Here is a 25,564-nt window from a genome sequence, read left to right on the forward strand (position 1 = left end):
GGAGGCTTTCTATTGTACTATCGAAAAACCGTCGGCTACCGCTTGTTTGCCTGCGTTAACGGGATCTTAATGACCTGCATCATGGCAACGGTTCTCGTGCCTTTCCTGCATCTGCTGTCCGTATCCTTCAGCGAATCGTCAGCCATCGTCGGCGGCAAGGTCGGGCTGCTGCCGGTCGGCTGGAGCTTAAGCTCCTATACCCGATTGTTTCACCATCCGAGCCTGCTCGGCGGATTCCGCAATGCCGCGGTGCAGACGGCCGTCGGCACGTTCCTGAGCCTGTTCATGCTGACGATATGCGCTTACCCGCTATCCAAGCCGATTAAGGGACGCAAAGTGTTCATTTGGCTCATTATGATCACGATGTTTTTCAGCGGAGGCCTTATACCTACGTATATGCTGGTCAAAAGCCTGCACTTGATCGATACGCTGTGGGCGATCGTTCTGCCCTTCTGTATCATGCCTTACTATTTGATGATCATGATCAGTTTTTTCCAGAGCTTTCCCGATAGCTTGGAGGAATCGGCACGAATGGACGGGCTGAATCCGATCCAAATCTTGTTCCGGATTGTCCTTCCTTTGTCCAAAGCGGTGTTGGCCGCCATGAGCCTGTTCCTTGCCGTCTATTATTGGAACAATTGGTTCAATTCAATGATTTACTTGAACAGCACGGATAAGTATCCGATCATGCTGCTCGTTCGCAATATTGTCGCCGGAGCCGATGTGGCCGGCGGTCCGATGGGGACGGGCACGGACAGCATGTCTGCGGCGTCGCTCAAAGCCTCGGTCATCATGATCACAACGCTGCCGATTGCTTGTATGATCCCGTTCGTGCAGAAGCATTTTGCCAAAGGAGTAATGCTCGGAGCCATCAAAGGCTAATCCCATCTTAAGGAGGCTGATTCTCATGAAACGCAGCACACCTCTTATGCAACATCCGAAGCCAAAGCCATGGAAGCACTCACTGCTCGCAGTGACCGCCTTGCTGATCGGCATCGTTCCGGTATTGTCGGCGTGTACCGGCTCCGCTGACGAGAAGGGTACTCCCTCGGGAGGCACCTCCGGCGAAGCCAAGCCTCAGACCTTCACGATGCTGTATAGCGACAATCCGGCTTATCCGTTCAATAAGGATTGGCGCGTGTTGAAGGAAATGACGGCACGTTCCGGCGTCAATCTCGATATTCAGGCGGTCCCGGAATCCGACTACCAGAGTAAAGTCCGCATCGTGCTGAGCTCGGATAAAATTCCCGACATGGTCACAACGGTAAGACAGGCGACCATTATGGAGTTCGCGCCCAATGGAACCTTACTGCCGATCAGCGATTATATGGATAAGCTGCCGAACCTGAAAAAGAAGATCGAGGAGTACAAAATTCAGGAGGAATTGGACAATTGGAAGCCTAAGGACGGCAAGCTGTATGTGCTTCCTTTTATGAACGAGGCTGCTTTATACAACCGTGCACCGCTTATCCGGTCCGACCTGCTGAAGAAATACGGCCTGGAGGCGCCGAAAACCGCAGATGAGCTGTACAACGTGCTGAAGAAGCTCAAGGAAATGAATCCAGGCAGCTACCCTCTGGCGAATACGAATGCGGAATCGCTGCTCTCGATCTTCGGGGCGGCTTGGGGGATCGACTCCAGCAATAAAGGCTTTTCGTACAATGCGAGCACCCGGAAGTTCGAATACGACTATACGAGCGATAATTACAAAAAGTACGTTACCTTCTTGAACCGGCTGGTCAAAGAAGGGCTGGCCGATCCTGAAATTTTCACCTCGAGCCTGGATCAGTGGAAGCAGAAGCTGGCCAGCGGCAAGAGCCTGTTCTCCTTTTATTGGATCAGCGAGCTGCCGCAAATTAATGCGGACGGGAAGAAGAATGTATCCCCGGACTTCGAACTGACCGCTCTGCCTCCGATTGCCGGGCCGGGCGGGACGAAGGCTTACTCCTCGAACCGGATTTATCACGGAACCGTCATTCCGGCGAGCGCAGCCAAAAAGCCGTATTTCGACGCGCTGATGAAATATGCGGACTGGTTGTACAGCGATGAAGCCAATACTCTGATGACGTGGGGCTTCAAGGGAGATACGTACGAGGAAGCCGACGGCAAGAAGGATTTCACGGATAAAGTGAAAAATGCCCCGAGCATCAACAAAGCGCTGTGGGAGCTGGGTGCGGCCAACAACAACTATACGCTGCTTTATCCGTATCAATGGTTTCTGAAGGTACTGAATACGAAAGAAGTGGGAGTGTTCACGGACGAAGCGATCAAGAACGGCTGGTTCCCGCCGGTCACCAAAATTCCTAAGCTGACGCCGGAGAAGAAGGAAGAGGAGAATTTGGCGATTACCGGGGTGAACGATTATTTTGCCAAAATGCAGGAGCAGTTCGTGTACGGTAAAGTGTCTATCGATGCGGAGTGGGACAATTACGTGAAGGAAATGAACAGCAAGGGCGTGACGAAGCTGCTGGGCATTTATAATGATTCGTTAAAATAATGCGTCGCAATGAGAGGTGAGACGATTGAAAATAGGAATCGACATGCACCACGGCTTCCTGACGGAGGAGCTTCCCGTAGAGCAGGCGCTTGAGAAGGCAAAGCAGGAGGGCTACGAGGGAGTCTATTACAAATCGGCGCTGTATGTATCCGGGACGTTGGACCAGGCGGAGCTGCAGGCGGCGTACCAGTGCGCGAGCGACCTGGGGTTATATATTGACCTGGGCATCGGCAGGGTGAATCCGTTCAATACGAACGAGACGCCCGAGGTATGGATGCTGGGCGGAGGAAATTATTTGCTTGCGATGGAGAAGCTGATCCGGGCGTCAGCTTCCATAGGAGCCACGGAGCTGATAGGTGTCACCGCCGGCTGGAAAGGCATGTTTGACGGTTATCATGTATACGACCGCTACCGCACCGATGTTACCTGGGAGGAGCAGCTGGAAGCCACCTCACGATTTTTAAGGCGGCTTGCCCCGTCGCTGCGGGAATATGGCGTCCGTATCAATCTGGAGACGCATGAGGAGATTACGACCTTCGAAATTTTGCGGCTGATTGAAGAAGTGGGAGAGGATGTGCTTGGGGTTGCTCTGGATACGGCGAACGTCGTCGCCCGGGGAGAAGACCCGGTGAATGCGGCGAAGCGGGTTTCGCCCTATGTCCATCAAATGCACGCGAAGGACTGCATCGTTACGTTCTCCGACACCGGATTAGTAAGGCAGATTCGGCCTGCGGGAGAGGGCATTGTAGATTTCGCCGCCGTCTGTAAGGAAATTGCTGTGCACTCGCCGGAGCTGCATATGCAAATTGAAGATCACAAAGGGCTGATGCATTGCGACTTCTTTGTAGATGCGTGGAGGCAGAGCCATCCCGATCTGCAAATGGCCGATGTAACCGAGCTGTTCCGTCATGCGAAGCGTTGCGAGCAGCGGATCTTGAGCGGAGAGCTGATGGATCCGGCACTCTATGAACGGTTCAGCTATCAGGAGCAAAGAAATCAGCGTTTGGCCGCGTCGAAGAGTCATTTGTTCTCGGTCGTTCGGCAGCTGGTTCCGTAGAAAACAAAGTAGAAATCCAAATATGGGATAAAGGCAGGGGATAAGCATGACGAAGCAGCTAACAGGGGATAAAGCATTACGTATCATTGTAATCGGAGCCCATCCGGATGAGCCGGATATTTATGCAGGAGGCACAGCAGCGCTATTCGCGGAGTTAGGACACAAGGTCAAGTTTCTGTCCTTAACCGACGGCTGCGGGGGACATCATGAGATGGCTGCGGATGAGCTTGTGCGCAGGCGGACGCTGGAGGCGAAGGAAGCGGCGAAGCGTCTTGGCATCGAAGAATACGAGGTGCTGACCGAGGTTCACGATGGAGATTTGCTCCCGGATCTGCCTATGCGCCAGGAGGTAATCCGGCAAATTCGCCGCTGGCAGGCGGACATCGTGATTACGTTCCACCCGGACGGGGGCAGCCATGCCGATAACCGGTATGCCGGCAAGGTAGTCAGCGACGCTGCATCATTTGTCGCGCATGTTCGCAACGTCGTGCCGGAGGTGCCTGCGCTGAGCCGATCTCCATTGTACCTGCTGATGCCGGATTATTCGATGCGCAGCCGGTATACCGCCGATATCGTCATCGACATTGCCGATGCGCTGGAGAAGAAGCTGCTCGCTTGCGATGCCCACGGCTCGCAGTTTTACGAGTTTTCGGCGTGGGGGCGGGATATGCTTCATGAGGTGCCTGAGAGCTGGGAGGATAAAAAAGACTATTTGCTGCGAGGCTGGGCCCAATTCTTTGATACTTCCGAGGAAATGCTGCCCGCATTGATCAAAGGCTATGGAGCGGAGCGCGCGGGACAGATCCGTTACGCGGAGCCGTTCGAGATTGCGAGCTATAGCCGCAGGCCGGATGATGAGGAGCTGAAGCAACTTTTTCCGATGCTTTGTCCTTCGTCTGGCGGCATAAACCATCAATAAGAAGAGAGGAGCGTGCTTCGACGTGACGAACCATTTGGATCAGCTGCGCGTGCTGATGATTTGCGCGCATCCGGATGAGCCCGATATGTATGCCGGAGGATTGGCCGCACTGTATGCAGAACGGGGGCATCGGGTGAAATTTCTTTCCCTCACGAATGGAGATGCAGGACATTTCAGCTTGCCGAAGCAGGAGGTTGCTGCGAGACGCAAGCAGGAAGCAAGGCTTGCGGCGCAGCGCCTCGGAATCGACGCCTATGAGGTGCTGGATCATTCGGACGGCATGCTGGAGCCGAGCCTTGCCCTGCGCCACGAAGTGCTGCGGCACATTCGCGCTTACGAGCCGGATGTGCTGGTTACCTTCCACCCGGAGGGCGGAAACAGCCCGGATAACCGGTATACCGGCAAAATCGTCAGCGATGCGGTTCCTTACGCAGGGCTGCCCCAGTATATGCCGGACCCGGATGCCCCTTACTTGAAGAAGAAGCTGTTGGTGCTGCTGATGCCCGATATGTCGCTGCACAATGACTATAGACCCGACGTTGCTATCGATGTGAGCAGCGTCATTGAGAAAAAGCTGCTCGCCTGCGATGCCCATGCGACGACCTTCTACGATCTGATCCCCTGGTTTAAGGGGACGCTCGATCAGGTACCGGTCGCGTGGGAGGACCGCAAGCGGTACTTGCTCGACAACTGGCCTACCACATTCTACGCTTCCCCTCGAATGCGGACTGCGTTGGAGCAAGCCTACGGAAGCGTGCGTGCGGGGGAGGTCCGCTACGCGGAAGGCTTCGAAATCGCCCGGTACAGCTTCAAGCCGGATGCCGAGCAATTGAAGCGGTATATTCCCATGCTCGGGGAGGGGTAAACGACTCGAATGAAACGTTTAGCCATTCTCGGCTGTTGGAATCCTTATCATGCTCTCGATTTCGTCAAAGAGCTGCGAAGCCTACCGGGTGTAGAACTATCGGCGGTCTGGGACGACGATCCGATCCGCGGCGAATCGTTTTGTGCACAGCACGGAATCGCATTCGAAGCGGATTTGGATAGGCTGCTCGCTAATGACATGCTCGATGGAGTGATCATCTGCGCTTCCGTGAATAAATCCGCACCACTTGCAGGTACAGCGGCGGCGGCAGGCAAGCCGGTGTTCTGCGATCATCTCTTGTCGGCATCGCTTCATGCCGCCGTGGAAGCTTCGGAGAGAATCGAGGCATCGGGGATTCTCTTCGGTATGGATTTGCCCTTGACCTATTGGCCGGTGAACCTGGCGGCCAACGAAGCAGTGCAATCGGGCAGGCTAGGGCCTCTGACCGCATTGCGCATACGCAATGCGCACGATGGAGCTATCGGCGGCCTGCCGGCAGCTTTACCCGACGCCGACTACGGCGTCGGTGCGGATTTAGGTGCGCACGGCCTATACTTGATGACGTGGCTTATGGGCACGAGAGCGGCATCCGTCTATGCCACGCATGGACGCTATTCCGGTAGTCCGTTTCCGGATAACGCTGCGTATGTATTCGAGTTCGCGAACGGAGCTGTAGCTGTGCTGGAATCGAGCTGGGCAGCGCGCCGTTCTCCATTCTCGATAGAGGTCTACGGCACGAAAGGCGCCTACCTCGGCAGGGGCGCTACAGGCAAGCATCACCGGCTGCTGCTTGCATCCGATGCCATCGTCCAATGCCATACCGACGAGCCTTGGGAGCCGGCTATTCCCGCTGCAGCCCGCGAATCGAACCTGTCACTCTGGTTGAAGAAGCTCGCCGGCGAGGCGTTGGATAAGCCGCTCGCAGGGCTCGCAGAGGGGCTGGAGCTCGCCCTGCAGCTGGAAGCGATCCGCCTTTCTGCGGCTTCAGGACGCAAGGTGTACTTGGATGAACTGGACGGGGCGGGTTAATCGGGGCCGAGACATAAGCAATGCCGGCTTGCGAGCCGGTGTTCAAGCGATCTTGCGCACGTTCGACTCTATAGGTGTGAGCACTTGAAAATCGCAACGCAAAGCAGCCTGTCGTTGAAGTTCGACAGGCTGCGAGCTGTATAGTCTGGTTGGCGTCCGCCCTTCAGCCAGGCTTACGAAGATCGGACAGGAGATCCGTTATTTCCTGAAATGATGCCGCTTTGGCAGTGCGATCGGACCGTGAGTCCGTTATTTGCTCCTTTTACCGGATAATACAGTGGGTTTCGGCCAAGTAAAGGATCTGTAGTCCGATCACCCTGCAAATGGAACCATTTTGGGTAAAATAACGGATCTGTTGTCCGTCACTGCTTGGGCCACATTTTTCAACGGACGGGCAGCTAACGAATTTGCGGCAGCCTTAGTCTCCAGTTCAACCTGCTCACTCACGCCTTCTGATTCAGCTTATACTGCTGCCTGAATTCATTGGGCGTGAAGCCTGTGAATCTTTTGAACATACGGGACAAATACGGTGTCTGCATGCCCAGCCGCTCTGCGATTTCAGCTATGGTCATGTCCGTATGGATGAGCAGCGCGTTTGCTTTTTGCATTCGCTTCTTGTTGATATAGACGATAGGCGAGACGCCGAGCATGGACTTGAAATAATGCAGAAAATATTTCGGATGAAAATGGACAAGCTGAGACAGCGTCTCGACCGTTATTTGCTCGGATAAATGCTTGTCGATATATTGAAGCACGATGTACAGCTTGTGGACCGAAGGAATCGACGCCGTCTGCAGCGGATCGACGGTGGACAGCTCGATAAATCGCGATATCATATGAAACAGCAGCGATTTGACGATAAAAGGCGCGGCCAGCGCATCGCTCTCATGCTGGTCGATCAGCTCTTGAAACTGGCTTTTTACCGTCTCGTCTTTGCCAAGGGCAATACGATGCGGGGCGATCAGCAGATCGAACAGATGATTTTCTCCGACGGTTGCGGTAAAATGGCACCAATATTGCAGTAAAGGAGCCGACTCGCTCGTTGAATAAGAAATGCGAGCGCCGGCTGGCACAAGAAACAGCTCGCCTGGGCGAGGATAGTATTCGATATTGTTGATCTTCAGCCAGCCTTCGCCGTCGAGGAAATAACAGAGCATGTTTTCCTTTTGAATCTGGTTGGTGCCGCTCCAGTCCGGCCTTACTCTCGTAAGTGCCCCTGTCGTCATGTGGATCTGCGTATTGGAAATGTAAGTGCGGGCCAAGTCCATCGGCTGGGTCACCTCTCCATAAAAATAGCTTACTATCGTGCAAAAAACACCTATTATTATACCTTCATTTCCCGCTATTCGCATCTTACAATGAAGTTACATTGTAATGGAAGGGGCATGTTTCAATGAATGAAGCCGTACTTGCAAAACCTACCGTGCAGCAGCTCCGGTGGCAGGATATGGAGTTGGGGATGTTTTGCCATTTTGGAATCAATACGTTCTGCGATCAGGAGTGGGGGGACGGCACCGATTCTCCGGAGCTGTTCAACCCGACGCAGCTCGATGCCCGCCAGTGGGTTCGCACAGCGAAGCAAGCGGGATTTGCTTACCTGATATTAACGGCCAAGCACCACGACGGCTTCTGTCTATGGCCGACGGCCACGACCGATTATTCCGTCAAATCGAGCCCGTGGAAACATGGACAAGGCGATGTAGTTCGCGAGGTGGCGGATGCCTGCCGGGAGGAAGGAATCCGTTTCGGACTGTACTTGTCCCCATGGGACCGTCATGAGCCTTGCTATCCGGACAAGGAAGCCTACGACGATTTTTACGCCGCTCAGCTTACGGAGCTGCTTACGCAGTATGGACCGCTGGTCGAGGTGTGGTTCGACGGTGCGGGCTCCCAGGGCAGAGAATACGACTGGCAGCGTATTATGGGATTGGTGAAGCAGCACCAGCCGGATGCGATGGTGTTCAATATGGGCACGCCTACGATTCGGTGGGTGGGCAATGAGGATGGCGTGGCGCCATACCCTTGCTGGAATACGACGGATTCGGCCAAGCTCAACATGTACACGGACGAAACGGCATCCTGGCTGCCGGAAACCCCGGCATGGGTGCCTGCCGAGTGCGATGTGCCGATCCGCAAGGACCGCTGGTTCTGGCACCCGAACGACGAGCATACGCTTCGCTCGCTGGACAACTTGATCGATATTTATTATCGTTCTGTCGGCCACGGCTGTACGTTATTGCTGAATGTGGCTCCCGATGACCGCGGGCTTATGCCGGAGGCGGATATTAAGCGTTTGATCGAATTCATGGACGAAATCAAGCGAAGATTTTCCAATCCGATAACCCGTACGGACGGAGCAGAAGGAGAATCCGTACTGCTCTCGTTGAACGAGGAGACCGATATCAATCATGTGATCACCATGGAGGATATTGCCCACGGCGAACGTATACGTTCTTACGTGCTTGAAGCCGAGGTGCAGGGACAATGGGTGGAATTGGTTACAGGCAGCGCTATCGGCCATAAAAAAATCGACCGCTTCGAGACGGTCCGCACAAGACAGCTTCGGTTGCGAGTGACGAACAGCGTGGACACCGCCCTGATTCGCAGCTTGGCATGTTATTGCTGCTAATTATGGCCTGTTAGGCTATCATTCATACTGCAGCTGCAGCCCTTTAAGCAATTTATTGCTTGAAGGGCTTTTCCCTGTATTGCCCTTCAATACAACATCTGCTAAGATGATCTTAACTTATTAAATCAGTTTAAAAAGTATCGTCACTTTTGGATGAAAGGCTTTGATCTACATGACGAATGTATTTAAGGCACCGAAGGAAATAAGGGAGCCGTTAATTTATCGCATCCGCGCGGGGCTCATCATGATGGGGAGCGCCACGAAAGCGGAGCTAAGCCAGCGCCTGGGGATTAGCTTTCCGACGATCAGCAAGTTTATGGCTCAGATGGAGAAGGATGGAGAGATCCGCTATACAGGCGATGACGATTCCAGCGGAGGCAGAAGGGCCAAGAGGTATACCTACGATCCGGAATACATGCTGGGATTAGCGATTTTTCTCGAGAAGGACGAAACCAATTATTCGATATTTAACTGTATCGGTGAAGTCAAAGAGCAGGGGACCAAGCCAAGCGTATTGCATCAAGAGGTGCAAATGCTGGCGGACCTTATCGAAGCGCTGATCGAGAAGTATCCAAGACTTCGTTCCATCGCTATCGGTGTGCCCGGTGCCGTCAACAATGGGAAAATCATCTTTATCCCGCCCTATCAGCAATTCCTAGACTATGATCTCAAAGAAGAGATTGAATCCCGATTCCAAATACCGGTCGTAGTCGAAAATGATATGAATGCATCGGTGCTCGGATATGCATCGAACCTCGAGATCGAGAATGAATCGCTGGTTTATTTGTATTTTGGCCAGAACGGGCCGGGCTCCGGCATTATGATCCATGGCGAAGTGCTGCGGGGCAGCACGTTTTTCTCGGGGGAAATTTCTTTCGTGCCCCAGTACGATAATCAGTCGTTCCTGCAAGCGCTGCAGACAAACGACCGCAATCGCCGGAACTTATTGGCTGGAGACAGCCAGATGGATGCCGTCGCTCGTTTAATCGCCACGTTCACCGCGATTCTCAACCCTAAAGCAGTCGTTTTTTGCGATGATGAGGCGGATGAAGCGCTTCTCGCCAGGGTCGCGGAGAGAAGCTCGGCTTATATCCCGCAGGAGCATTTGCCGATGCTCGTGATGAGCAGCTGGAGGCAGGATTACTTGACCGGCTTGCAGCAGTTAGCGCTGAATTTGATGATTACGGATTGCTGTTAGAAGGAGTTGTACTATGGCTACCCTGTTTTTGGTTATTATCTATATGGCGTTTATCAGCCTGGGAATTCCGGATTCTCTGCTTGGTTCGGCATGGCCAGTGATGCGGCTCGACATGGGAGCTTCCTTCGGCTTCGCGGGAATCTTATCCATGATTGTGGCCGGAGGAACTATTGTTTCCAGTCTGGCAAGCGGTACCTTGGTTCAGCGGTTGGGGACGGGAAAAATGACTCTGATCAGCTGCTGCCTTACGGCAGGGGCGCTGCTCGGGTTCTCGGTGGCGCCATCAATGATCTGGCTTGTGTTGTTGGCCATTCCTCTTGGTCTGGGCGGAGGCGCGATTGACGCGGCTCTGAATCATTATGTCGCTGAGAATTATAAAGCCCATCACATGAACTGGCTGCACTGTTTTTGGGGTGTAGGGGCTACGATGGGCCCTATCATTATGTCGTATTTTATCGCGGAGCATAACTCATGGAGAGATGGCTATTCAGCGGTATCGTTGATACAATTCGCTCTCGCGATGATTTTGCTAGTTACGCTCCCCCTATGGAAACGGATCGCCGAGATGAGAGCGGCTGAGCGGGAGAACCTTCATTTGTCACAAGATCAAGACGCATCTGAGCTCATCCAGCCTGTAAATAGTTCCACGGCAAACGTCCTCCGGATAAGAGGTGTGAGACCTACGCTGATCGCTTTTTTGTTCTATTGCGGGGTTGAATCGATGGTGGGATTGTGGGGAGCCAGTTATCTTGTAACTGCAAGAAATATGACCGCTGAGACCGCTGCCGGGTGGATCTCTTTGTATTATGGCGGAATAACAGCGGGAAGGCTCATTACAGGCTTTATTACATTGAAGGTCCACAATCGTGTGTTAATCCGGTGCGGTCAGAGCATAGCCCTTGCGGGCGGGTTGCTGCTGCTGCTCCCTTATCCTTCGTTGATCCTTGTTGGACTCATTCTCATTGGTCTTGGGCTTGCTCCTATCTACCCCGGGCTTCTTCATGAAACACCTTCGCGCTTCGGACGGCAGCATGCTGCCAAGCTAATGGGTTACCAGATGGCTGTCGCATACACAGGCACCACCTTTCTGCCTCCGCTCTTTGGATTGCTCGCTACACAAACCAGTATTTCGTTATTGCCTTTTATTGCGCTTGCGTTCATTTTATTGATGCTGCTGAGTTCGGAGAAAGTCAACCATATTTTGAGCAAACAAACGGAATCTAAGGTATCTTTAGAAAAATAAATATCGCAGCTTGGATCAACAGGGTCCATTATTCTGTTAGCTGACCGCCACATCTGCATTCCCAGTTCTTCCATGAATTTGTATGTTATAATGTCATTGAATTATTCGGAGATCCGGCGAAGAAAGTGACTGGTGATATATTAATTATGGATCAGGCTAACAAGCTGTCCGACCGCGAGCTTCGTTTCATTGTCGGCCGCGAGCAGGAACTTACAGTATTTGAGAAAATACTTGAGAAAATAAAAAAGAATCGTGATATGGGATTGTTTCATGTTTACGGAACGGGAGGAGTAGGCAAAAGCTCTTTTCTTCGTTTATGCCGACAAAAAGCACAGCAACTTGGTGCCGTTTATCTTCAGCTGCACAGCCGCGACTTTGTCCATACGGAGCAGGGGATCGGTGCAGCACTACTTTCGCAGATCGGTTTATCGGCAGAGAATGAAAAAGATCCCCTTCGCTACTTTGGCGAGCAAATTGCGCAACAAGCAGGCGAGCGTGTGGTTGTGCTTGCAATCGATACCTTCGAAGAAATGCAAGATATGGAGAACTGGCTCCGCGACCGCCTCATTCCGATGCTTCCTGAACGGCTTCTTCTCTTGACAGCGAGCCGCTTTCCACTTAGGGGAGGCTGGCTGTGGTCGCCGGTCTGGCGAGAGAGGATCTGCCAGCTCCCGTTAAAGCAGCTCGATCGGGATGAGTGTATTAAGTATCTTGATTTCTGCGGCATCACCGATGATTTTCAAATCGAGCAGATTTGGCGCAGAACAAACGGTCATCCGCTTGCCATGTCATTAGCCGCCGCATTCAATTTTTCAGAAAGTACAGTTCCTATTAAAGGCGGAGACTTGTTTAAACAGTTAGCCGCTTTGTGGCTTCAAGAGATACCCGATAGAGAGCTTAACCGTTTCGTTGAAGCGGCATCCGTCTTACGGGTTTTTGATCAAGAGAGGCTATCTTCAGTCTTGGAAGAGGAGGTGCCGACAGACCTCTTCGATCGGTTGATCGAGCTGTCATTTGTCAGACGGACTGAACGCGGATGGCAGCTGCACGATTTGATGCGTAAATCGATGAATAATCGTTTGAAGGAACGGCGACCTAAACGGCATCTGGAGTTGACGAAAAGGTGTATCGAATATTATGCGAAAGCTATTATTGAAAGCAAAGACCGAAGCGCTATTGAGTGGGAGGTCGGTGAATTACTTCATTATGCGGATATCGACGTCCTGCGCGCGTTAACCTTTGGGGACGATCTTAGTCATTACTGGGAAGCCGTGACTGAAACGACGCTGCGGGATGCACTGGCATATGCAAAATGGCGAGAAACAAACACGCAGCCCGTTTCGGGCTATGAAATTGACCCAGTAACGGGAAACAGCTTTCAATTCAATTATACGAAAGAACAGGTTCGTTATAATGCTGCACCGCTAGATCTGGAATTGTTGTTTAAAATGGAGCCGTCGTCAATCAAGCTGCTCCGGGACCCGAATGATCAAGCTTGCGGGCTGGCGGTATGGATACCGATTCATGCCGGGACTTTGCCTTGGCTGCAGAAGGACCCGTTATTCACTCCTTACCTCCATACGCTGACAGAGAAGGAAAGCAGCCTGCTGGTTACCCCTCGCGAGCAGCCTGCAGGCTGGTTCCTTCGCTCCTTTGATTTCGTCGATGTTCTCAGTCCGAAGGTACGAGCCGCAGCTATCCGACTCATCTATTCCTACTTATGCAGAGGCGGCCTAACCATCTGTACGCCGTATGATAGTGAGATCGGCCGTAAATCGTATACCGGTTTCGGTTTTCGTCACGTGAAAGGAGCGGATCATTACAATTATGATGGCCTGACGCTGACACCGACCTATGCGCTTGATACACGAAGCGAAAAGTTGGCCGCTTTCTTGATGGAGTTATTCCAACGGTCAGGCATCGATCTCGTCAATATCGTTAATTTCCCGATAGAACAACAGCTAAGCGAGCCAGCCTTAGTCGGATTACTAAGTGACAGAGAGCATGACGTTGCCAAGGAGGTTGCCGCAGGCTATTCCAATGCAGAGATTGCGGCAAGGCTTTTTGTAAGCGAATCTACAGTTAAGAAACATATGAAGTCTATCTATTCGAAGCTCGGCATTCACAATCGAGCGCAGCTAACGGCGAAGCTGATAGGTAAATCTTGATTACAGCGATTGACAATGGGATTTATACGAATTACTAATAACTGGAGCTGTTCCGATCACATGCTTTCGTGTGATTCGGGGCGGCTTCTTTTTATTCCCTTTTACCCGGCACATCGCAATCGCCTGCTCTATAAATCTAGTATTTACAAATTTTTCTTGCACTCTTACTGGAGTGAAAGGTATATTTTAGAAGATATGTAGACTGCTGATAGGGAGACAGACAATGAAAAGAATGAAAAGCTTGAGCAAGGGAGTCATGAAAGGCTCGCTATCCTTACTGGTGGCGGCTACGATGTTCGGAGCTCCGGTATACGCGGATGCGCTGCCGAATGGGGCGACGATTCCCGCATTAGTACAGAAAACAACCTCCTCCGTTGTGGCTATTATCGGCCGTCCGAGCAACGACAAAACCTTATCGCGGGCGGATAGGTACCAATTGGCTCACGGGACAGGGGTTATCGTCAGAAATGACGGATATATATTGACGAATGCCCATGTCGTGAAAAATATGCGCAACCTGACGATCGTGACCTCCGACGGGAAATCGTACTCAGGCAAAACGACGCACTATGATGAAGAGAGCGATCTCGCGCTTGTCAAGATTGAAGCATCGGGACTGACACCTGCTACGTTCGCGTCCTCTTCGGACATTCGCGTCGGCGAATCCGTAATGGCTATCGGAACTCCGTTATCTTTCGCGCTGCGAAATTCGGTAACGTCCGGCATCATTAGCGGGATGGAACGGTCCGTTCAATCCAAATATCGGCTGATTCAAACCGACGCGGCCATCAACCCGGGCAACAGCGGCGGAGCGCTTGTGAATATGAAGGGTGAGGTTATCGGCATCAACACGATGAAATATGTGGAGTATGGCGTTGACAGCCTGGGCTTCGCGATTCCTGTGGATACGGTGCAGTATGTGCTGGACCAGTTTTTTAAATACGGCAAGGTGAAACGCCCGACATTAGGATTGGAGCTTGCGGAAAGCTGGGAAGCGGTGGTCGGTCTCCCGTCAAGCAGCGGCCTCGAGGTAACGTTCGTAGAGCCGGATTCCCCGGCCGCCAAGGCGGGCATTAAGCAGGGGGACAAGCTTCTATCCATCAATTCCGACTCCGTACATAGTATGGTGGAATACAACGAAGTGCTTAAAAAATACTTGCCCGAAGATAAGGTAAATCTAACGCTGCAATCCGGGCTCGACACGCGAAAGGTCGATCTGGTACTTAGTGAAGACAAGTCGGGAAGCGTTGCGGTTATCCAGGATTCGGACGGTTCTTACATCGATGCCGACCAGGGGAAGACGATGATCGGGGACAGCCACTTCGGCTGGTCGATGAAATATCCTACGGGGCTGGTCAAGACGAATCAATCGGCTAACGGCAGCATGGTTACGTTTGCCGATGCCAAGGGCGGTTATGCTATCACGATACGCATTCAGGAGAAGCAGAGTCCCGACATGACGCCTTATGGATTGATGAAAAAGCTGGACAGGGAAGATATGGTCGATACGATTTTGGAGAAGCGATATGTCGAGGGCGGTCCGGATTCTCCGTCGTATGCCAAATTGGTAGGAGAGATGGGAAATGAATTGTATTTCCAGTCTCGCGCCTTTTTAAAGGAAGACAAGGTGTATTATGTTACTCTTATGGTCAATACGAGCGACAGCAAGAACAGCGCGGCTCAGAGTAACAGCATTGCCGATGTGCTCGATTCATTTAAACTGGAGTATGATGCGAAGAGCAGCTCGTTAAAGGACATTACGGCTTATCAAGATAAGAATTCGGTGACGACGGAATACGGGGTGGCCTTTGATTTGCCGCAGGATTGGAAAGCGGTCGGCGGCGATCTCGATTATGTGAACAAGGACGGTGACCAAGCGGTCACAATTCGCGTAACCTCCGCAGTCTCAGGTGATACGTTGGCGAGCTGGGCGGCAAGAGAGGAAAAGGAATTTACTGATTCTTATGCGGAAGGCTATCGTGAGACCCAAGGTGCGAAGGAAGTAACCGTCGGCGGCGTCACAGCGATGCAGAACTTGTACAGCTGGACAATGGGGGATAAATGGAAGCAAACCTATGCTTACTATATTATTAAGGATAAATATAAGTACGAGCTGACTTGGACTTATGAGAAAGCATCCGGCGGCGAGACGCTGGAGCAGCATATTGCCGATTGGACCGGCACGATACATTTCCCTAAAGACGCGCTGAACCGCTCGTTAAGCGTCATTCAGGATGAAGCGGATCTGATCGATCCGAGTCGGACCATCACTTATACCAATAATAAATACGGTTATTCGCTGCAGCTTCCGGAGCGCTGGTACGATGGAGGGAACGAGAGCGCCATCGACGCAGCGACGAAGACTTTTTCATCCATGGGGGCTAACCTGTCGATCCTGGCGGATGACCGTTCCAGTCTGGAAGAGGTGCTGAATCGAACCGAGCAAGAGTATAAGAAGAATGCGGACAATGATGCGAATTACAAATATTCCGAGACGGATGAATCGATGTTCGACACGGATGTCAAGAAATTTGCGGTTCAATACAAAAGCAGGAATATCCCGTACACGCTTCACGAATACGTCTTTGCGAAGGATGGAATTGTATATACGGTTCGTGTGCGGGCCAACGAAGCCGTAAAGACGGACAAGCTGTGGAAGCAGCTGAACGATGCTGTGCAGTCTATGGATTTCACGGTGAAATAATCTCATCTGTGCCGGCTCCCGGAAGGGAGCCTTTTCTTTGACATGATGATTAGGTACAATGAGATTCAATAGCAGCTCTAGAACATAAAGAAGAGGTGGTTGTCCTGAATTATTCATTTGATCGTATCATAGACCGTCGCAACACTCGTTCTTACAAATGGGACCAGAATGAAAAGCTGTTCGGAGAACCCGACGTCCTCCCGTTATGGGTTGCAGATATGGATTTCCCCAGCCCTCCGGCCGTTAAGGAAGTGCTGAAACAACGGGCCGACTTGGGGATGTATGGCTATGCGATCCGCACGGATTCGTATTTTGAAGCCATCGTCAACTGGTTCCGCGATCGGCATCAGTGGGAGATTCAACCGGATTGGATAACGGATTCTCCCAGCATCGTGACCTCGTTAAGCTTGGCCGTGGAGCTGTTCAGCGAACCGGGAGCACCTGTCGTTATACAGACGCCGGTCTATTATCCGTTCTACGATGTTATTGAAAGCAACGGGCGAAAAGTAGCCAAAAACTCGCTCCTGCTGCGCAACGGACGCTTCGAGATGGATTACGAGCATTTGGAGTCCCTGTTCCAAGAGGGAGCCAAGCTCCTGCTGCTCTGCAGTCCTCATAATCCCGGCGGACGCGTATGGGAGCGGGAGGAGCTGCAGCAGCTGGGTGAGCTCTGCTTGAAATATCAGGTGACCGTCGTTTCCGACGAGATCCATTGCGACTTGACCTTCCCGGGACATAAACATACCCCGTTCGCTACGTTGTCTCCGGAAATTGCCGACATTACCGTGTCCTGCCTGGCGGCAACCAAGACGTTCAATCTGCCGGGGCTGCATACCTCCTTCATCGTTGCTACCAATGCCAATCTGAGGCGGAAAATGGCGCGCAGACTGCAGACGCTCAGCTTGCATATGGCGTCGCATTTTGCCCAGGATGCCGTGGAGGCGGCTTACCGTGATGGAGCGGATTGGCTCGATGAGATGATGGCCTATGTCCAAGGCAATCTGGAATACGCGATCGACTATTTGGGATCGAATCTGCCGCAAGTCAAGCCGCTTCGCCCGGACGGCACCTACTTGCTCTGGCTGGATTGCCGCGAGCTCGGTCTGGATGCCAAAGGGTTAAAGCACTTGATGTACAACAAGGCCAAGGTAGCCTTTAATGAAGGCTCGGTCTTCGGAACCGAGGGTGCCGGCTGGCTGAGAATCAATCTCGCGTGTCCGAGATCCATATTGGAGCAGGCGCTGAAGCAGTTTTGCGATGCAGCGAATGCAAACGAATAAACACATAAAAAACAAACCGCAAAGACCCTTTAATGGGTTTGCGGTTTGTTTTATTGTTGGGGTGCAGCTGCTTCTTTAAGCAGCATCTCGCTGCTTTGTTCAAGAACCATGGGGTACAGCTCCACTTTGCCGGGCGCCATCGCCTTTAATTCGTCCAAGACGGCAGCGGAAGCGTACACCTTGTCGGCATGAACAAGGTTATCCTGCAGCTGCTCGGGATGATCCAAACCAACGCTCATGGCTTCGATTTGCGTAATCCCTGCAGCATCGACTCGCTTGGCCATCCATTGTCCGCCGGCGTTGCCCAAGCAGACGAAGCTTACTTTGCTTCCCGGCTCCAGCCTGGCAACGTCCAGCAAAAAGGACATTTCGATCGTAGCGCCAATGACCAGAAGTTTGGCATCCAAGCCGGCAAGCATAGCTTTCACCTCATCGGCATGATTCAAGGTGGTGACGATCGTATGGGAATGCTCCAATGCGGCAGCCAAAGCGCCGGGATTCCCCGCAAGATCCTCGAGAAAGACGGACACGACGTCCGCACCCGTGACCCGCTCGATTTCCTTACGGTAAAAAATATGATCATGCTCCTTGCATTCGATAAAAACAAACCGCAAAGGATGCGAGGCTTTCGTATGGTGCAGCAAAATGTAGGCAAGGGCAGCTGTGAAAAACTCATCCAGCGGAATTCCCAGCCGCTCGGCTTCCTGGATCGTTGCAGTCACCAGATCGTGCATAGGCTGACGAAGTCTTTGCAGCTCGTCGGTCTTCATATTCGTCATAACGGTCGTGCCGCGGCCTTTTTGCAAAGCCACAATCCCTTCATCCTGCAGCTGGTTATAGACGAGATTGACTGTATTCCTGTTCAACCCCAGAATATCCGCCAATTGATTAGCAGGAGGCAGCATGTCGCCGGGCTTGATTTGGCCGATCCCAATGAGCCATTTCAGCTGCTCTCGGATTTGGGTATTTACCGAAAACGTCAGCTTGGGATTTACCTTTAACATGAGCTGGCTTTCCATATCTATATCCCCATTTCACTAATTACTATATGTTTGGTACTTTAAATGTACTTTAACTAGAAAGGGAATGCAAGGCGTGATTATTAAGAGCATTTTCATGTTGACATTCCGAAAATAACTAGTATGATATGAATATAAATACCTATTCATTTAGTTATATTAGTGGGAGGGGAATGACAAGATGAGCAAAGATATTCGACCGCCGTTCACCATGGAGACCGCATTGGCGAAAGTTCAATTCGCTGAAGATGCATGGAATTCAAGGGATCCGGAACGGGTAGCTTTAGGCTATTCAGAAGATTCCAACTGGCGCAACCGTACGGAGTTTTTCACGGGACGCGAAGCCATTAAGGCGTTTCTGACCCGCAAATGGCAGAAGGAGCTGGACTATAAGCTGAAGAAAGAGCTGTGGAGCTTTACGGACAACCGTATCGCCGTGCGCTTTGAATACGAGTACCGGGATGCCGGGACGGGCCAATGGATGCGAACCCATGGCAATGAGCTGTGGGAGTTTGGCGAGGATGGTCTGATGAGGCGGCGGGATATGAGCGCGAACGATTATCCGATTCAGGAAACCGACCGGCGTTATAAATAAGAATACATTAAAGTGAGTTAGAGACATTCGTCATAGGACGGATGTCTTTTTGTGTTAGCCTCTAATTTCCAACCTATAAAGTTATGGACAAACAGTGTCCTTTTTGTTGCATTATTTTGAAAATGGACGGTCCAATAGGCTGACCAGCGGCTGGTGACACATGCAGCCTTCTCTTTTAGAGTTAGGGTGTACCAAGCAAGCATGCAGTCGATAGGAGCTGAGAGACATGAATTTACCCAAGGTACCCAGATGGTTCGCGTTATTATACGTGACGGTGTTGATGCTGTTGATTACCACCGGGTGCGCAGAAAACGTCATTGTGCTGAATCCCAAAGGCCCGATTGCCGAGCAGCAGCGGGATTTAATGATTGTTTCCACTCTGCTGTGCAGTGTTGTCATCCTGCCTGTGCTGATTATGACGGCTGTGATCGGCTGGCGTTACCGCGACAAAAAGGGGAGAAAGGCGAAATACACGCCGAACTGGGAGCACAGCACGAAGCTCGAGGTCATTTGGTGGGGGATTCCGATCCTCATCATTTTTACGCTGGCTGTGATTACGGTGAAGTCGACCTATGCGTTGGAGCCGTCCAAGCCCTTGGTATCCGATAAAAAGCCGCTGACCGTTCAAGTGACCTCCCTGGACTGGAAATGGCTGTTCCAATATCCGGAGCAGGGAATCGCCACGGTGAACGAGCTGATCATTCCGCAAGGCGTTCCCGTCCGCTTCGAGATCACGGCGGATTCCCCAATGAATTCCTTCTGGATCCCGCAGCTTGGCGGGCAGATCTATGCGATGTCGGGCATGGCCATGACGCTGTATTTGCAAGCCGACGAAGTGGGGACGTATTGGGGGTCCGGCGCCAATTTTACCGGGGAACATTTCGCGAAGATGTTCTTCAATGTACAGAGCATGAAGGAAGAGAGCTTTGAACAATGGGTGAACAAGGTCAAAGCCGATTCTCCCGCGCTTACCATGGATGGCTATAAGCAGCTGGCTCTGCCATCCGTTTCGGATCGCAGAACCTTCTCCGCGTTCCCCGTAGGCTTGTTCGAGATGACGGTGACGAAATATGCGTCGTCGCACCAGCATGGCATGCCGCAGAAGCATACGCATGAGATGATGCCGGAGAAGTAACGGTCCAATAGTAGAAAAGGGAAGGAGAGATGGGATCATGGGGGAGAAGCTGAAGACGTTCGCTTCGCAATTTTTCGTAACGGGCGATCCGTTGATCTATGGAGCTGATGTCACGATTGTCCTGACGATCGCGGCCATCGTGTTCGGTTTCACTTATTTGAAAAAATGGGGGTGGCTGTGGCGCGAATGGCTCACGACCGTCGATCACAAAAAAATCGGCATCATGTACATTCTGGCCGCATTCCTGATGCTGTTCCGCGGCGGCGTGGACGCACTTTTGATGCGGGCGCAGCTGGCGATGCCGGAGTTTCACTTCTTGGAGCCGGATCATTATAACCAAATATTCACAACTCACGGCGTGATCATGATTTTGTTTATGGCGATGCCGTTTATGTTCGGCCTGTTCAATGTCATCATCCCGCTGCAGCTTGGGGCGAGAGACGTAGCATTTCCGTTTTTGAATGCGCTCAGCTTCTGGCTGTTTTTCTCGGGAGCGATGCTGTTCAATCTGTCCTTCGTTATCGGAGGGTCGCCGGATGCCGGATGGCTCGCGTATCCTCCCTACTCGGAAAAGATGTTCAATCCAGGCGTCGGGCAGGACTTTTACATTTGGGGCATCCAAATTTCCGGGATCGGCAGCTTGATGACGGGGATTAACTTCCTGGTCACTATATTGAAAATGCGCGCGCCCGGCATGAAGCTGATGAAGATGCCTATGTTCGCCTGGTCGGTTTTGTCGAGCTGCATCGCCATCATCTTTTCGTTTCCGATCTTAACGGCGACGCTGGCGCTGCTGTTCTTGGACCGTTACGCGGGAGCGCATTTCTTCACCTTAGACGGCGGCGGCAACCCAATGATGTATATTAACCTGATTTGGATGTGGGGACATCCGGAGGTGTACATTATCGTACTCCCGGCATTCGGTATTTTTTCCGAAATTGTCGCTACGTTTTCCAGGAAAAAGCTGTTCGGCTACAAATCGATGGTGTACGCCATGATGATTATCAGCGTGCTGTCGTTTCTCGTATGGGCGCACCACTTCTTCACGATGGGCTCGGGTGCGGATGTCAATGCCTTCTTCGCTCTGTCCACGATGCTGATTGCCATTCCGACCGGTGTGAAGGTATTCAACTGGCTGTTCACCATGTTCCGCGGGAAAATTACGTTCGAAACGCCGATGCTTTGGACGATGGGGTTCATCCCCTGCTTTATTGTAGGCGGTATGACAGGAGTGCTGCTGTCGGTCGCTCCGGCTGATTTTCAGTTCCATAACAGCTACTTTCTGATCGCGCACTTTCATCAAGTCATTATCGGCGGCGTCGTATTCGGCTACTTCGCGGGATTGTACTACTGGTGGCCGAAGCTGTTCGGCTTCAAGCTGAATGAGCGCATCGGGAAATGGGCGTTCTGGCTGTGGAATATCGGCTTCTACATCTGCTTTATGCCGCAGTACGTGCTTGGCCTGATGGGCATGACGCGGCGGATCGTAACATACGGGTGGGACAAGGGTTGGTGGGAGCTGAATCTGGTTTCCACAATCGGTGCCGGCTTGATGGGTGTCGCCTTCTTGTTCCAGGTATGGCAGATTGCGCATGGCATCCAGCACCGCCGCAGCAACCAGGATACGACCGGAGATCCGTGGAGCAGCCGTACACTGGAATGGTCGATGCCATCTCCTGCGCCGCACTATAACTTTGCGGTTCTGCCGCAAGTAACGGAGCAGGACGATTGGTGGGAAACGAAGCTGCGCCGCGAGCAAGGACAGACGGATCCTGTAGTGTCAGGCAAGCTGGAGCCGATCCATATGCCCAAAAACTCGGGGATTCCTGTTATCATGTCGGGCTTCTGGTTTCTAGCCGGCTTCGGCTTCGTGTTCAACTGGCTCTGGCTCATCCTCCCGGGGCTCGCTGGCGTAGCGATATGTATGCTTGTCCATTCGTTCAACTACGATACGGATTATTATATCCCGGTGGAGGAAATTACACGCACGGAAGCGGCGGCAAGGAGGGAGACGGTCTGATGGTTCAAGCTACCAATGTTCACTCGGCCGGGGCAGAAGAACACCACGGGCATCCGGATATCGAAGGCATGCGCACATTCGGCTTCTGGATTTACTTGATGACGGATGTGATGATTTTCGGCACTTTTTTCGCAACATACATCGTTCTTAAAGGAAGTACCGCAGGCGGTCCCGGTCCTGCCGACCTGTTCGAGCTTGGCGGGGTCATTGCAAGCACGTTGATATTGCTATTCAGCAGCTACACCTGTGGACTCGCCTTGTTATCCATGAATAAAGGGAGCCTTAGAGCCTTGATCGGCTGGCTGGCTGTAACGGCGCTGCTAGGGACGATCTTCATCGGGCTGGAGATCAAGGAATTCGCTCACTTCGTTCATGAAGGAGCAACCATCGGTACCAGTGCTTTCTTATCGGCCTTCTACACGTTAGTAGGTACGCACGGCCTCCATGTACTGATCGGTATCGTATGGATGATAGCGTTGATGGTTCAATTGTCGCGTCAGGGAATCACGCCGGTTACGAAGCGTAAAGTCAATATCATCAGTCTGTTTTGGCACTTTTTGGACGTCGTCTGGATCTTTGTCTTCACGGTGGTCTATTTGATGGGGGTGAGCTAGATGGCACAGCATGAATTTGTTCATGGGAACGATGACGGTGAAGCACACGGCTCGTTCCGGTCATATACGGCAGGCTTCCTGTTATCCCTTGTATTGACCGCTATTCCTGTAGCTATCGTACTGAACGGATGGCTGGAAGGGATAAGCATCGCTATCGTCTTGATGGCTGCCGCTGTGCTGCAGCTGTTCGTCCAGCTGTTGTTCTTCATGCATCTGCGTGAGGAAAAGAAACCGCGCTACAACCTGATTTCCCTTCTTCTCGGCTTGGTTATTTTACTCGTTATCGTGGCCGGGTCGATGTGGATCATGACATACAATATGGTAGCTCAGTAAGCATTCCGATCTCTTGAAAACCGTGTTCAGTCATCAGTCATACTATAAAAACAACGGAGGTACTATGAGATGAAAAAAATGTTCACAGCTTTGGTTGGTGTTGTCAGTGTTGTCGGTCTGTTGTCTGTCGCAGCTTGCTCCAATCCAGCTTCTATCGGCTTGGAACAGGCCGAACCGGTTCAAGTCGAGGTAAGCACGGTGCAGGAAACGCTGCTGCCGGGACGCGCCATTTTGCTGGAAGCGAAGGTAACTCAAGGAAACGACAAGGTCGAGGACGCTCAGGAAGTGAAATTTGAAATTTGGAAAAAAGATCAGCCTAACCATCAAACCGTTACGGCTTCTCATTGGAAGGATGGCGTGTATCGCATCAAAACGATGTTCCCTGAAGACGGAACCTACAATGTCATTGCTCATGTTACAGCAAGAGACATGAGTGTGATGCCGCAGAAGGAATTGGTGGTGGAAAAGGTCCTTGGCACAAAATGATCCGACATGAGACCTTCATCGCCGGCTTCATAAAAAAAGTTCAACCGAAACCGAACTTGTTATAACTCAAACGAAAGGTGCATGAAAGCTTGCGTTCCGGGAACGAAGCTCTCATGCACCTTTATTGTTGCCTTATGATTGAAGCACGGCGCGAAGCGCTGCGGCAAATTTGGTGATGCCGGCCACAATCTCTTCCTTTTTGGCTCTTGCGAAGGTGAACCGCACATAACCGGAATCCGAACCATAGACGCTTCCAGGCACGAACACGACGCCTTGACGGATCGCCTCTTCGAACAGCTTGTTGTCGTTGACCTCGCCGTTGATTTTGCACCACAGATGGAGTCCTCCGTTGGGAACCGTAAAGCTGATCTCATTCGGCAGCTCTTTCTGCAGCGTTTCCACTACCAAATCCCGCTTGTATATGAGATTCATGCGCAATCGCTCCAGATGAGGCTGGAAGTAGGAGGACTGCAAGAACAGAGCGGCGACGTTCTGAGGTACGACGCTTAGCCCGAAATCCATCTGCTGCCGGGCATCGGCCAGCCGCTCGACTACGGAGTTCGGAGCGACCATCCAGCCGACTCGAAGTCCGGATGCCGCGATCTTGGAGAACGAGCCGATGTAGAGGACGGAGCCGAAGGAATCCATCGCTTTGAGCGGCTGCGGCGGATTGCCGTCATAGGCCGTCAGGCTGAAAGGATCGTCCTCCACAATCGGCAGGCCCAGCTCGCTCGCCACATCCAGCAGCTCCTTGCGGCGGTCCGTATCGAGCAATACGCCCGTCGGATTTTGAAAGTTCGGGTTCATGAACAGCATCTTGATGCGATGCTTTTTGTACAGGGTGCGAACATCCTCCGGGCGAATCCCTTTCTTATCGACGGGAAGACGGAATAAACGGAGCCCGGCCGACTGAAACATGGGCAAGGAGTAGCAATACGATGGATCCTCGATCGCTACGGCGTCACCGGGAGCCAACAGGCATTGCGTGATCAAATATAGCGATTGCTGGGACCCGGAGGTGACGAGAATCGACGAGTTCGTCGTTTGAATGCTTCTGTAGCGGCTCAAATAATGAACGAGCGCATCCCGCAGCGGGACAAAGCCTTGCGGATTATCGTAGCCCAAATAATCGGAATAATGGTTTTCCTTCATAATATGATTGATCTCTTCCACGGGAGATATATCGGGTCCAAGCTCCCCGCTCGCAAAATCAATCAATGTCGGGTCCAGCTGAAGCGCTTCGCGGATGCGGCGCAAAAAGGGCAAATTCGGCAGGAAGCCCCCACCTTCCACGTACCGGTGCCAATTGGGTGTGTGCTTCGGCGTAGCTCCCCATTTGAATTTGCTGACCCGCGTTCCGCTTCCCGACCGGCTCTCGATAATTCCGTGCGATCGAAGCTCGGCATAGGCCAAGATCACCGTGCTTCGGTTAACGCCTAATTGATCCGCTAATTTTCGTTCGGAGGGAAGCAAGCTTCCGGGCGGAAATTCGCCATAAGAAATTCTCTTCTCGAGATCGTCGGCAATTTGTTGATATAAGGGCTGGTTGTTTAGACGATCGGGTTTCCACATAACGCTACTCCCCCCGGTATATGTTCTGTTTGGAAGTGTCTTATAACGAATGGTGATTGTGATGTTCATCATACCACTGGAATGAATAAACTGCCGCTTCCCTTTGTAGCACTATGATGACAAATGTTTATCAATCTATTGAACATGGATGGGAAACGGGAGCGGGAATTGGATGGTCTGGTGGCAAAAGCCTGCCGCTTC

General features: G+C 52.0%; 21 protein-coding genes. 18 read left to right on the top strand and 3 right to left on the bottom strand.

Going from position 1 to position 25,564, the window contains the following annotated elements; genetic code table 11:
* Positions 1 to 12 precede the first annotated feature (12 nt).
* Genes ACFQ88_RS12010 through ACFQ88_RS12035 form a run of 6 tightly spaced genes read left to right on the top strand, consistent with a single transcriptional unit; the run spans position 13 to position 6,367 of the window.
* Positions 13 to 882, top strand: a complete 870-nt coding sequence (locus tag ACFQ88_RS12010; RefSeq protein ID WP_379454287.1) for a carbohydrate ABC transporter permease — start codon at positions 13 to 15, stop codon at positions 880 to 882.
* A gap of 25 nt (positions 883 to 907) precedes the next feature.
* The gene (locus tag ACFQ88_RS12015; protein ID WP_379454288.1) at positions 908 to 2,497 is read left to right on the top strand and encodes an extracellular solute-binding protein; all 1,590 of its coding nucleotides are present in this window, start codon (positions 908 to 910) and stop codon (positions 2,495 to 2,497) included.
* A 25-nt stretch (positions 2,498 to 2,522) separates the two neighbouring features.
* A complete protein-coding gene (locus ACFQ88_RS12020; RefSeq protein WP_379454289.1) occupies positions 2,523 to 3,554 on the top strand; it encodes a sugar phosphate isomerase/epimerase family protein in 1,032 nt (343 codons plus the stop codon).
* A 46-nt stretch (positions 3,555 to 3,600) separates the two neighbouring features.
* The gene (locus ACFQ88_RS12025; RefSeq protein WP_379454290.1) at positions 3,601 to 4,473 is read left to right on the top strand and encodes a PIG-L deacetylase family protein; all 873 of its coding nucleotides are present in this window, start codon (positions 3,601 to 3,603) and stop codon (positions 4,471 to 4,473) included.
* Positions 4,474 to 4,495: 22 nt separating this feature from the next.
* Entirely contained in the window at positions 4,496 to 5,338 is an 843-nt protein-coding gene (locus ACFQ88_RS12030) for a PIG-L deacetylase family protein (RefSeq protein WP_379454291.1), read from the top strand.
* A gap of 9 nt (positions 5,339 to 5,347) precedes the next feature.
* Complete coding sequence (locus ACFQ88_RS12035) at positions 5,348 to 6,367, top strand: Gfo/Idh/MocA family protein (RefSeq protein WP_379454292.1); 1,020 nt, start codon at positions 5,348 to 5,350, stop codon at positions 6,365 to 6,367.
* A 443-nt stretch (positions 6,368 to 6,810) separates the two neighbouring features.
* On the opposite strand, the gene ACFQ88_RS12040 is transcribed toward ACFQ88_RS12035, so the two are convergent.
* A complete protein-coding gene (locus tag ACFQ88_RS12040) occupies positions 6,811 to 7,635 on the bottom strand; it encodes a helix-turn-helix domain-containing protein (RefSeq protein ID WP_379454293.1) in 825 nt (274 codons plus the stop codon).
* 125 nt (positions 7,636 to 7,760) lie between these two features.
* Here ACFQ88_RS12040 and ACFQ88_RS12045 point away from each other — a divergent pair, with 125 nt between their 5' ends.
* The 6 genes from ACFQ88_RS12045 to ACFQ88_RS12070 all read left to right on the top strand — a co-directional run bounded on the left by ACFQ88_RS12045 (position 7,761) and on the right by ACFQ88_RS12070 (position 17,589).
* Positions 7,761 to 8,996 carry an alpha-L-fucosidase gene (locus ACFQ88_RS12045; protein WP_379454294.1) on the top strand — a complete coding sequence of 412 codons (1,236 nt, stop codon included), beginning with the start codon at positions 7,761 to 7,763 and terminating at the stop codon, positions 8,994 to 8,996.
* Positions 8,997 to 9,168: 172 nt separating this feature from the next.
* Positions 9,169 to 10,194, top strand: a complete 1,026-nt coding sequence (locus ACFQ88_RS12050) for an ROK family transcriptional regulator (protein ID WP_239633783.1) — start codon at positions 9,169 to 9,171, stop codon at positions 10,192 to 10,194.
* Between the two features lie 13 nt (positions 10,195 to 10,207).
* Complete coding sequence (locus tag ACFQ88_RS12055; protein WP_379454295.1) at positions 10,208 to 11,437, top strand: MFS transporter; 1,230 nt, start codon at positions 10,208 to 10,210, stop codon at positions 11,435 to 11,437.
* Positions 11,438 to 11,583: 146 nt separating this feature from the next.
* Positions 11,584 to 13,605 (top strand): LuxR C-terminal-related transcriptional regulator, encoded by a 2,022-nt coding sequence (locus ACFQ88_RS12060; RefSeq protein ID WP_379454296.1) that lies wholly within the window; start codon positions 11,584 to 11,586, stop codon positions 13,603 to 13,605.
* Between the two features lie 223 nt (positions 13,606 to 13,828).
* The gene (locus tag ACFQ88_RS12065) at positions 13,829 to 16,309 is read left to right on the top strand and encodes a trypsin-like peptidase domain-containing protein (protein ID WP_379454297.1); all 2,481 of its coding nucleotides are present in this window, start codon (positions 13,829 to 13,831) and stop codon (positions 16,307 to 16,309) included.
* A 104-nt stretch (positions 16,310 to 16,413) separates the two neighbouring features.
* Positions 16,414 to 17,589 (top strand): MalY/PatB family protein, encoded by a 1,176-nt coding sequence (locus ACFQ88_RS12070; RefSeq protein ID WP_379454373.1) that lies wholly within the window; start codon positions 16,414 to 16,416, stop codon positions 17,587 to 17,589.
* Positions 17,590 to 17,639: 50 nt separating this feature from the next.
* On the opposite strand, the gene ACFQ88_RS12075 is transcribed toward ACFQ88_RS12070, so the two are convergent.
* Complete coding sequence (locus tag ACFQ88_RS12075) at positions 17,640 to 18,608, bottom strand: GntR family transcriptional regulator (RefSeq protein ID WP_379454298.1); 969 nt, start codon at positions 18,606 to 18,608, stop codon at positions 17,640 to 17,642.
* 181 nt (positions 18,609 to 18,789) lie between these two features.
* On the opposite strand from ACFQ88_RS12075, the gene ACFQ88_RS12080 reads away from it, so the two are divergent.
* The 6 genes from ACFQ88_RS12080 to ACFQ88_RS12105 all read left to right on the top strand — a co-directional run bounded on the left by ACFQ88_RS12080 (position 18,790) and on the right by ACFQ88_RS12105 (position 23,791).
* Positions 18,790 to 19,203: a nuclear transport factor 2 family protein gene (locus ACFQ88_RS12080; protein WP_239633788.1), complete on the top strand. Its 414-nt coding sequence runs from the start codon at positions 18,790 to 18,792 to the stop codon at positions 19,201 to 19,203.
* Positions 19,204 to 19,429: 226 nt separating this feature from the next.
* Entirely contained in the window at positions 19,430 to 20,338 is a 909-nt protein-coding gene (gene cyoA, locus ACFQ88_RS12085) for a ubiquinol oxidase subunit II (RefSeq protein WP_379454299.1), read from the top strand.
* Between the two features lie 37 nt (positions 20,339 to 20,375).
* A complete protein-coding gene (locus tag ACFQ88_RS12090) occupies positions 20,376 to 22,358 on the top strand; it encodes a cbb3-type cytochrome c oxidase subunit I (protein ID WP_379454300.1) in 1,983 nt (660 codons plus the stop codon).
* Positions 22,358 to 22,972, top strand: coding sequence for a cytochrome o ubiquinol oxidase subunit III (gene cyoC / locus ACFQ88_RS12095; RefSeq protein ID WP_239633791.1), 615 nt, complete (start codon positions 22,358 to 22,360; stop codon positions 22,970 to 22,972). The genes ACFQ88_RS12090 and cyoC overlap by 1 nt, the downstream gene beginning before the upstream one ends.
* Positions 22,973 to 23,305 (top strand): cytochrome o ubiquinol oxidase subunit IV, encoded by a 333-nt coding sequence (gene cyoD, locus ACFQ88_RS12100; protein WP_379454301.1) that lies wholly within the window; start codon positions 22,973 to 22,975, stop codon positions 23,303 to 23,305.
* A gap of 69 nt (positions 23,306 to 23,374) precedes the next feature.
* Complete coding sequence (locus tag ACFQ88_RS12105) at positions 23,375 to 23,791, top strand: FixH family protein (RefSeq protein WP_239633793.1); 417 nt, start codon at positions 23,375 to 23,377, stop codon at positions 23,789 to 23,791.
* 132 nt (positions 23,792 to 23,923) lie between these two features.
* Here ACFQ88_RS12105 and pdxR read toward each other — a convergent pair whose 3' ends face one another.
* On the bottom strand, positions 23,924 to 25,363 hold the full coding sequence (pdxR, locus tag ACFQ88_RS12110; protein WP_379454302.1) for a MocR-like pyridoxine biosynthesis transcription factor PdxR: 1,440 nt from the start codon (positions 25,361 to 25,363) through the stop codon (positions 23,924 to 23,926).
* Between the last annotated feature and the right edge of the window lie 201 nt (positions 25,364 to 25,564).

Origin of the sequence: Paenibacillus sp. NPDC056579 (assembly GCF_042793215.1) — a bacterium.
Lineage (GTDB): Bacteria > Bacillota > Bacilli > Paenibacillales > NBRC-103111 > Paenibacillus_S.

Bases quoted from the DNA above. Each gene is read 5' to 3' on its own strand.
- ACFQ88_RS12015 (WP_379454288.1), top strand. From the start codon at position 908: ATGAAACGCAGCACACCTCTTATGCAACATCCGAAGCCAAAGCCATGG.
- ACFQ88_RS12025 (WP_379454290.1), top strand. From the start codon at position 3,601: ATGACGAAGCAGCTAACAGGGGATAAAGCATTACGTATCATTGTAATC.
- ACFQ88_RS12035 (WP_379454292.1), top strand. From the start codon at position 5,348: ATGAAACGTTTAGCCATTCTCGGCTGTTGGAATCCTTATCATGCTCTC.
- ACFQ88_RS12040 (WP_379454293.1), bottom strand. From the start codon at position 7,635: ATGGACTTGGCCCGCACTTACATTTCCAATACGCAGATCCACATGACG.
- ACFQ88_RS12045 (WP_379454294.1), top strand. From the start codon at position 7,761: ATGAATGAAGCCGTACTTGCAAAACCTACCGTGCAGCAGCTCCGGTGG.
- ACFQ88_RS12050 (WP_239633783.1), top strand. From the start codon at position 9,169: ATGACGAATGTATTTAAGGCACCGAAGGAAATAAGGGAGCCGTTAATT.
- ACFQ88_RS12055 (WP_379454295.1), top strand. From the start codon at position 10,208: ATGGCTACCCTGTTTTTGGTTATTATCTATATGGCGTTTATCAGCCTG.
- ACFQ88_RS12060 (WP_379454296.1), top strand. From the start codon at position 11,584: ATGGATCAGGCTAACAAGCTGTCCGACCGCGAGCTTCGTTTCATTGTC.
- ACFQ88_RS12065 (WP_379454297.1), top strand. From the start codon at position 13,829: ATGAAAAGAATGAAAAGCTTGAGCAAGGGAGTCATGAAAGGCTCGCTA.
- ACFQ88_RS12075 (WP_379454298.1), bottom strand. From the start codon at position 18,608: ATGGAAAGCCAGCTCATGTTAAAGGTAAATCCCAAGCTGACGTTTTCG.
- ACFQ88_RS12080 (WP_239633788.1), top strand. From the start codon at position 18,790: ATGAGCAAAGATATTCGACCGCCGTTCACCATGGAGACCGCATTGGCG.
- cyoA (WP_379454299.1), top strand. From the start codon at position 19,430: ATGAATTTACCCAAGGTACCCAGATGGTTCGCGTTATTATACGTGACG.
- ACFQ88_RS12090 (WP_379454300.1), top strand. From the start codon at position 20,376: ATGGGGGAGAAGCTGAAGACGTTCGCTTCGCAATTTTTCGTAACGGGC.
- cyoC (WP_239633791.1), top strand. From the start codon at position 22,358: ATGGTTCAAGCTACCAATGTTCACTCGGCCGGGGCAGAAGAACACCAC.
- cyoD (WP_379454301.1), top strand. From the start codon at position 22,973: ATGGCACAGCATGAATTTGTTCATGGGAACGATGACGGTGAAGCACAC.
- ACFQ88_RS12105 (WP_239633793.1), top strand. From the start codon at position 23,375: ATGAAAAAAATGTTCACAGCTTTGGTTGGTGTTGTCAGTGTTGTCGGT.
- pdxR (WP_379454302.1), bottom strand. From the start codon at position 25,363: ATGTGGAAACCCGATCGTCTAAACAACCAGCCCTTATATCAACAAATT.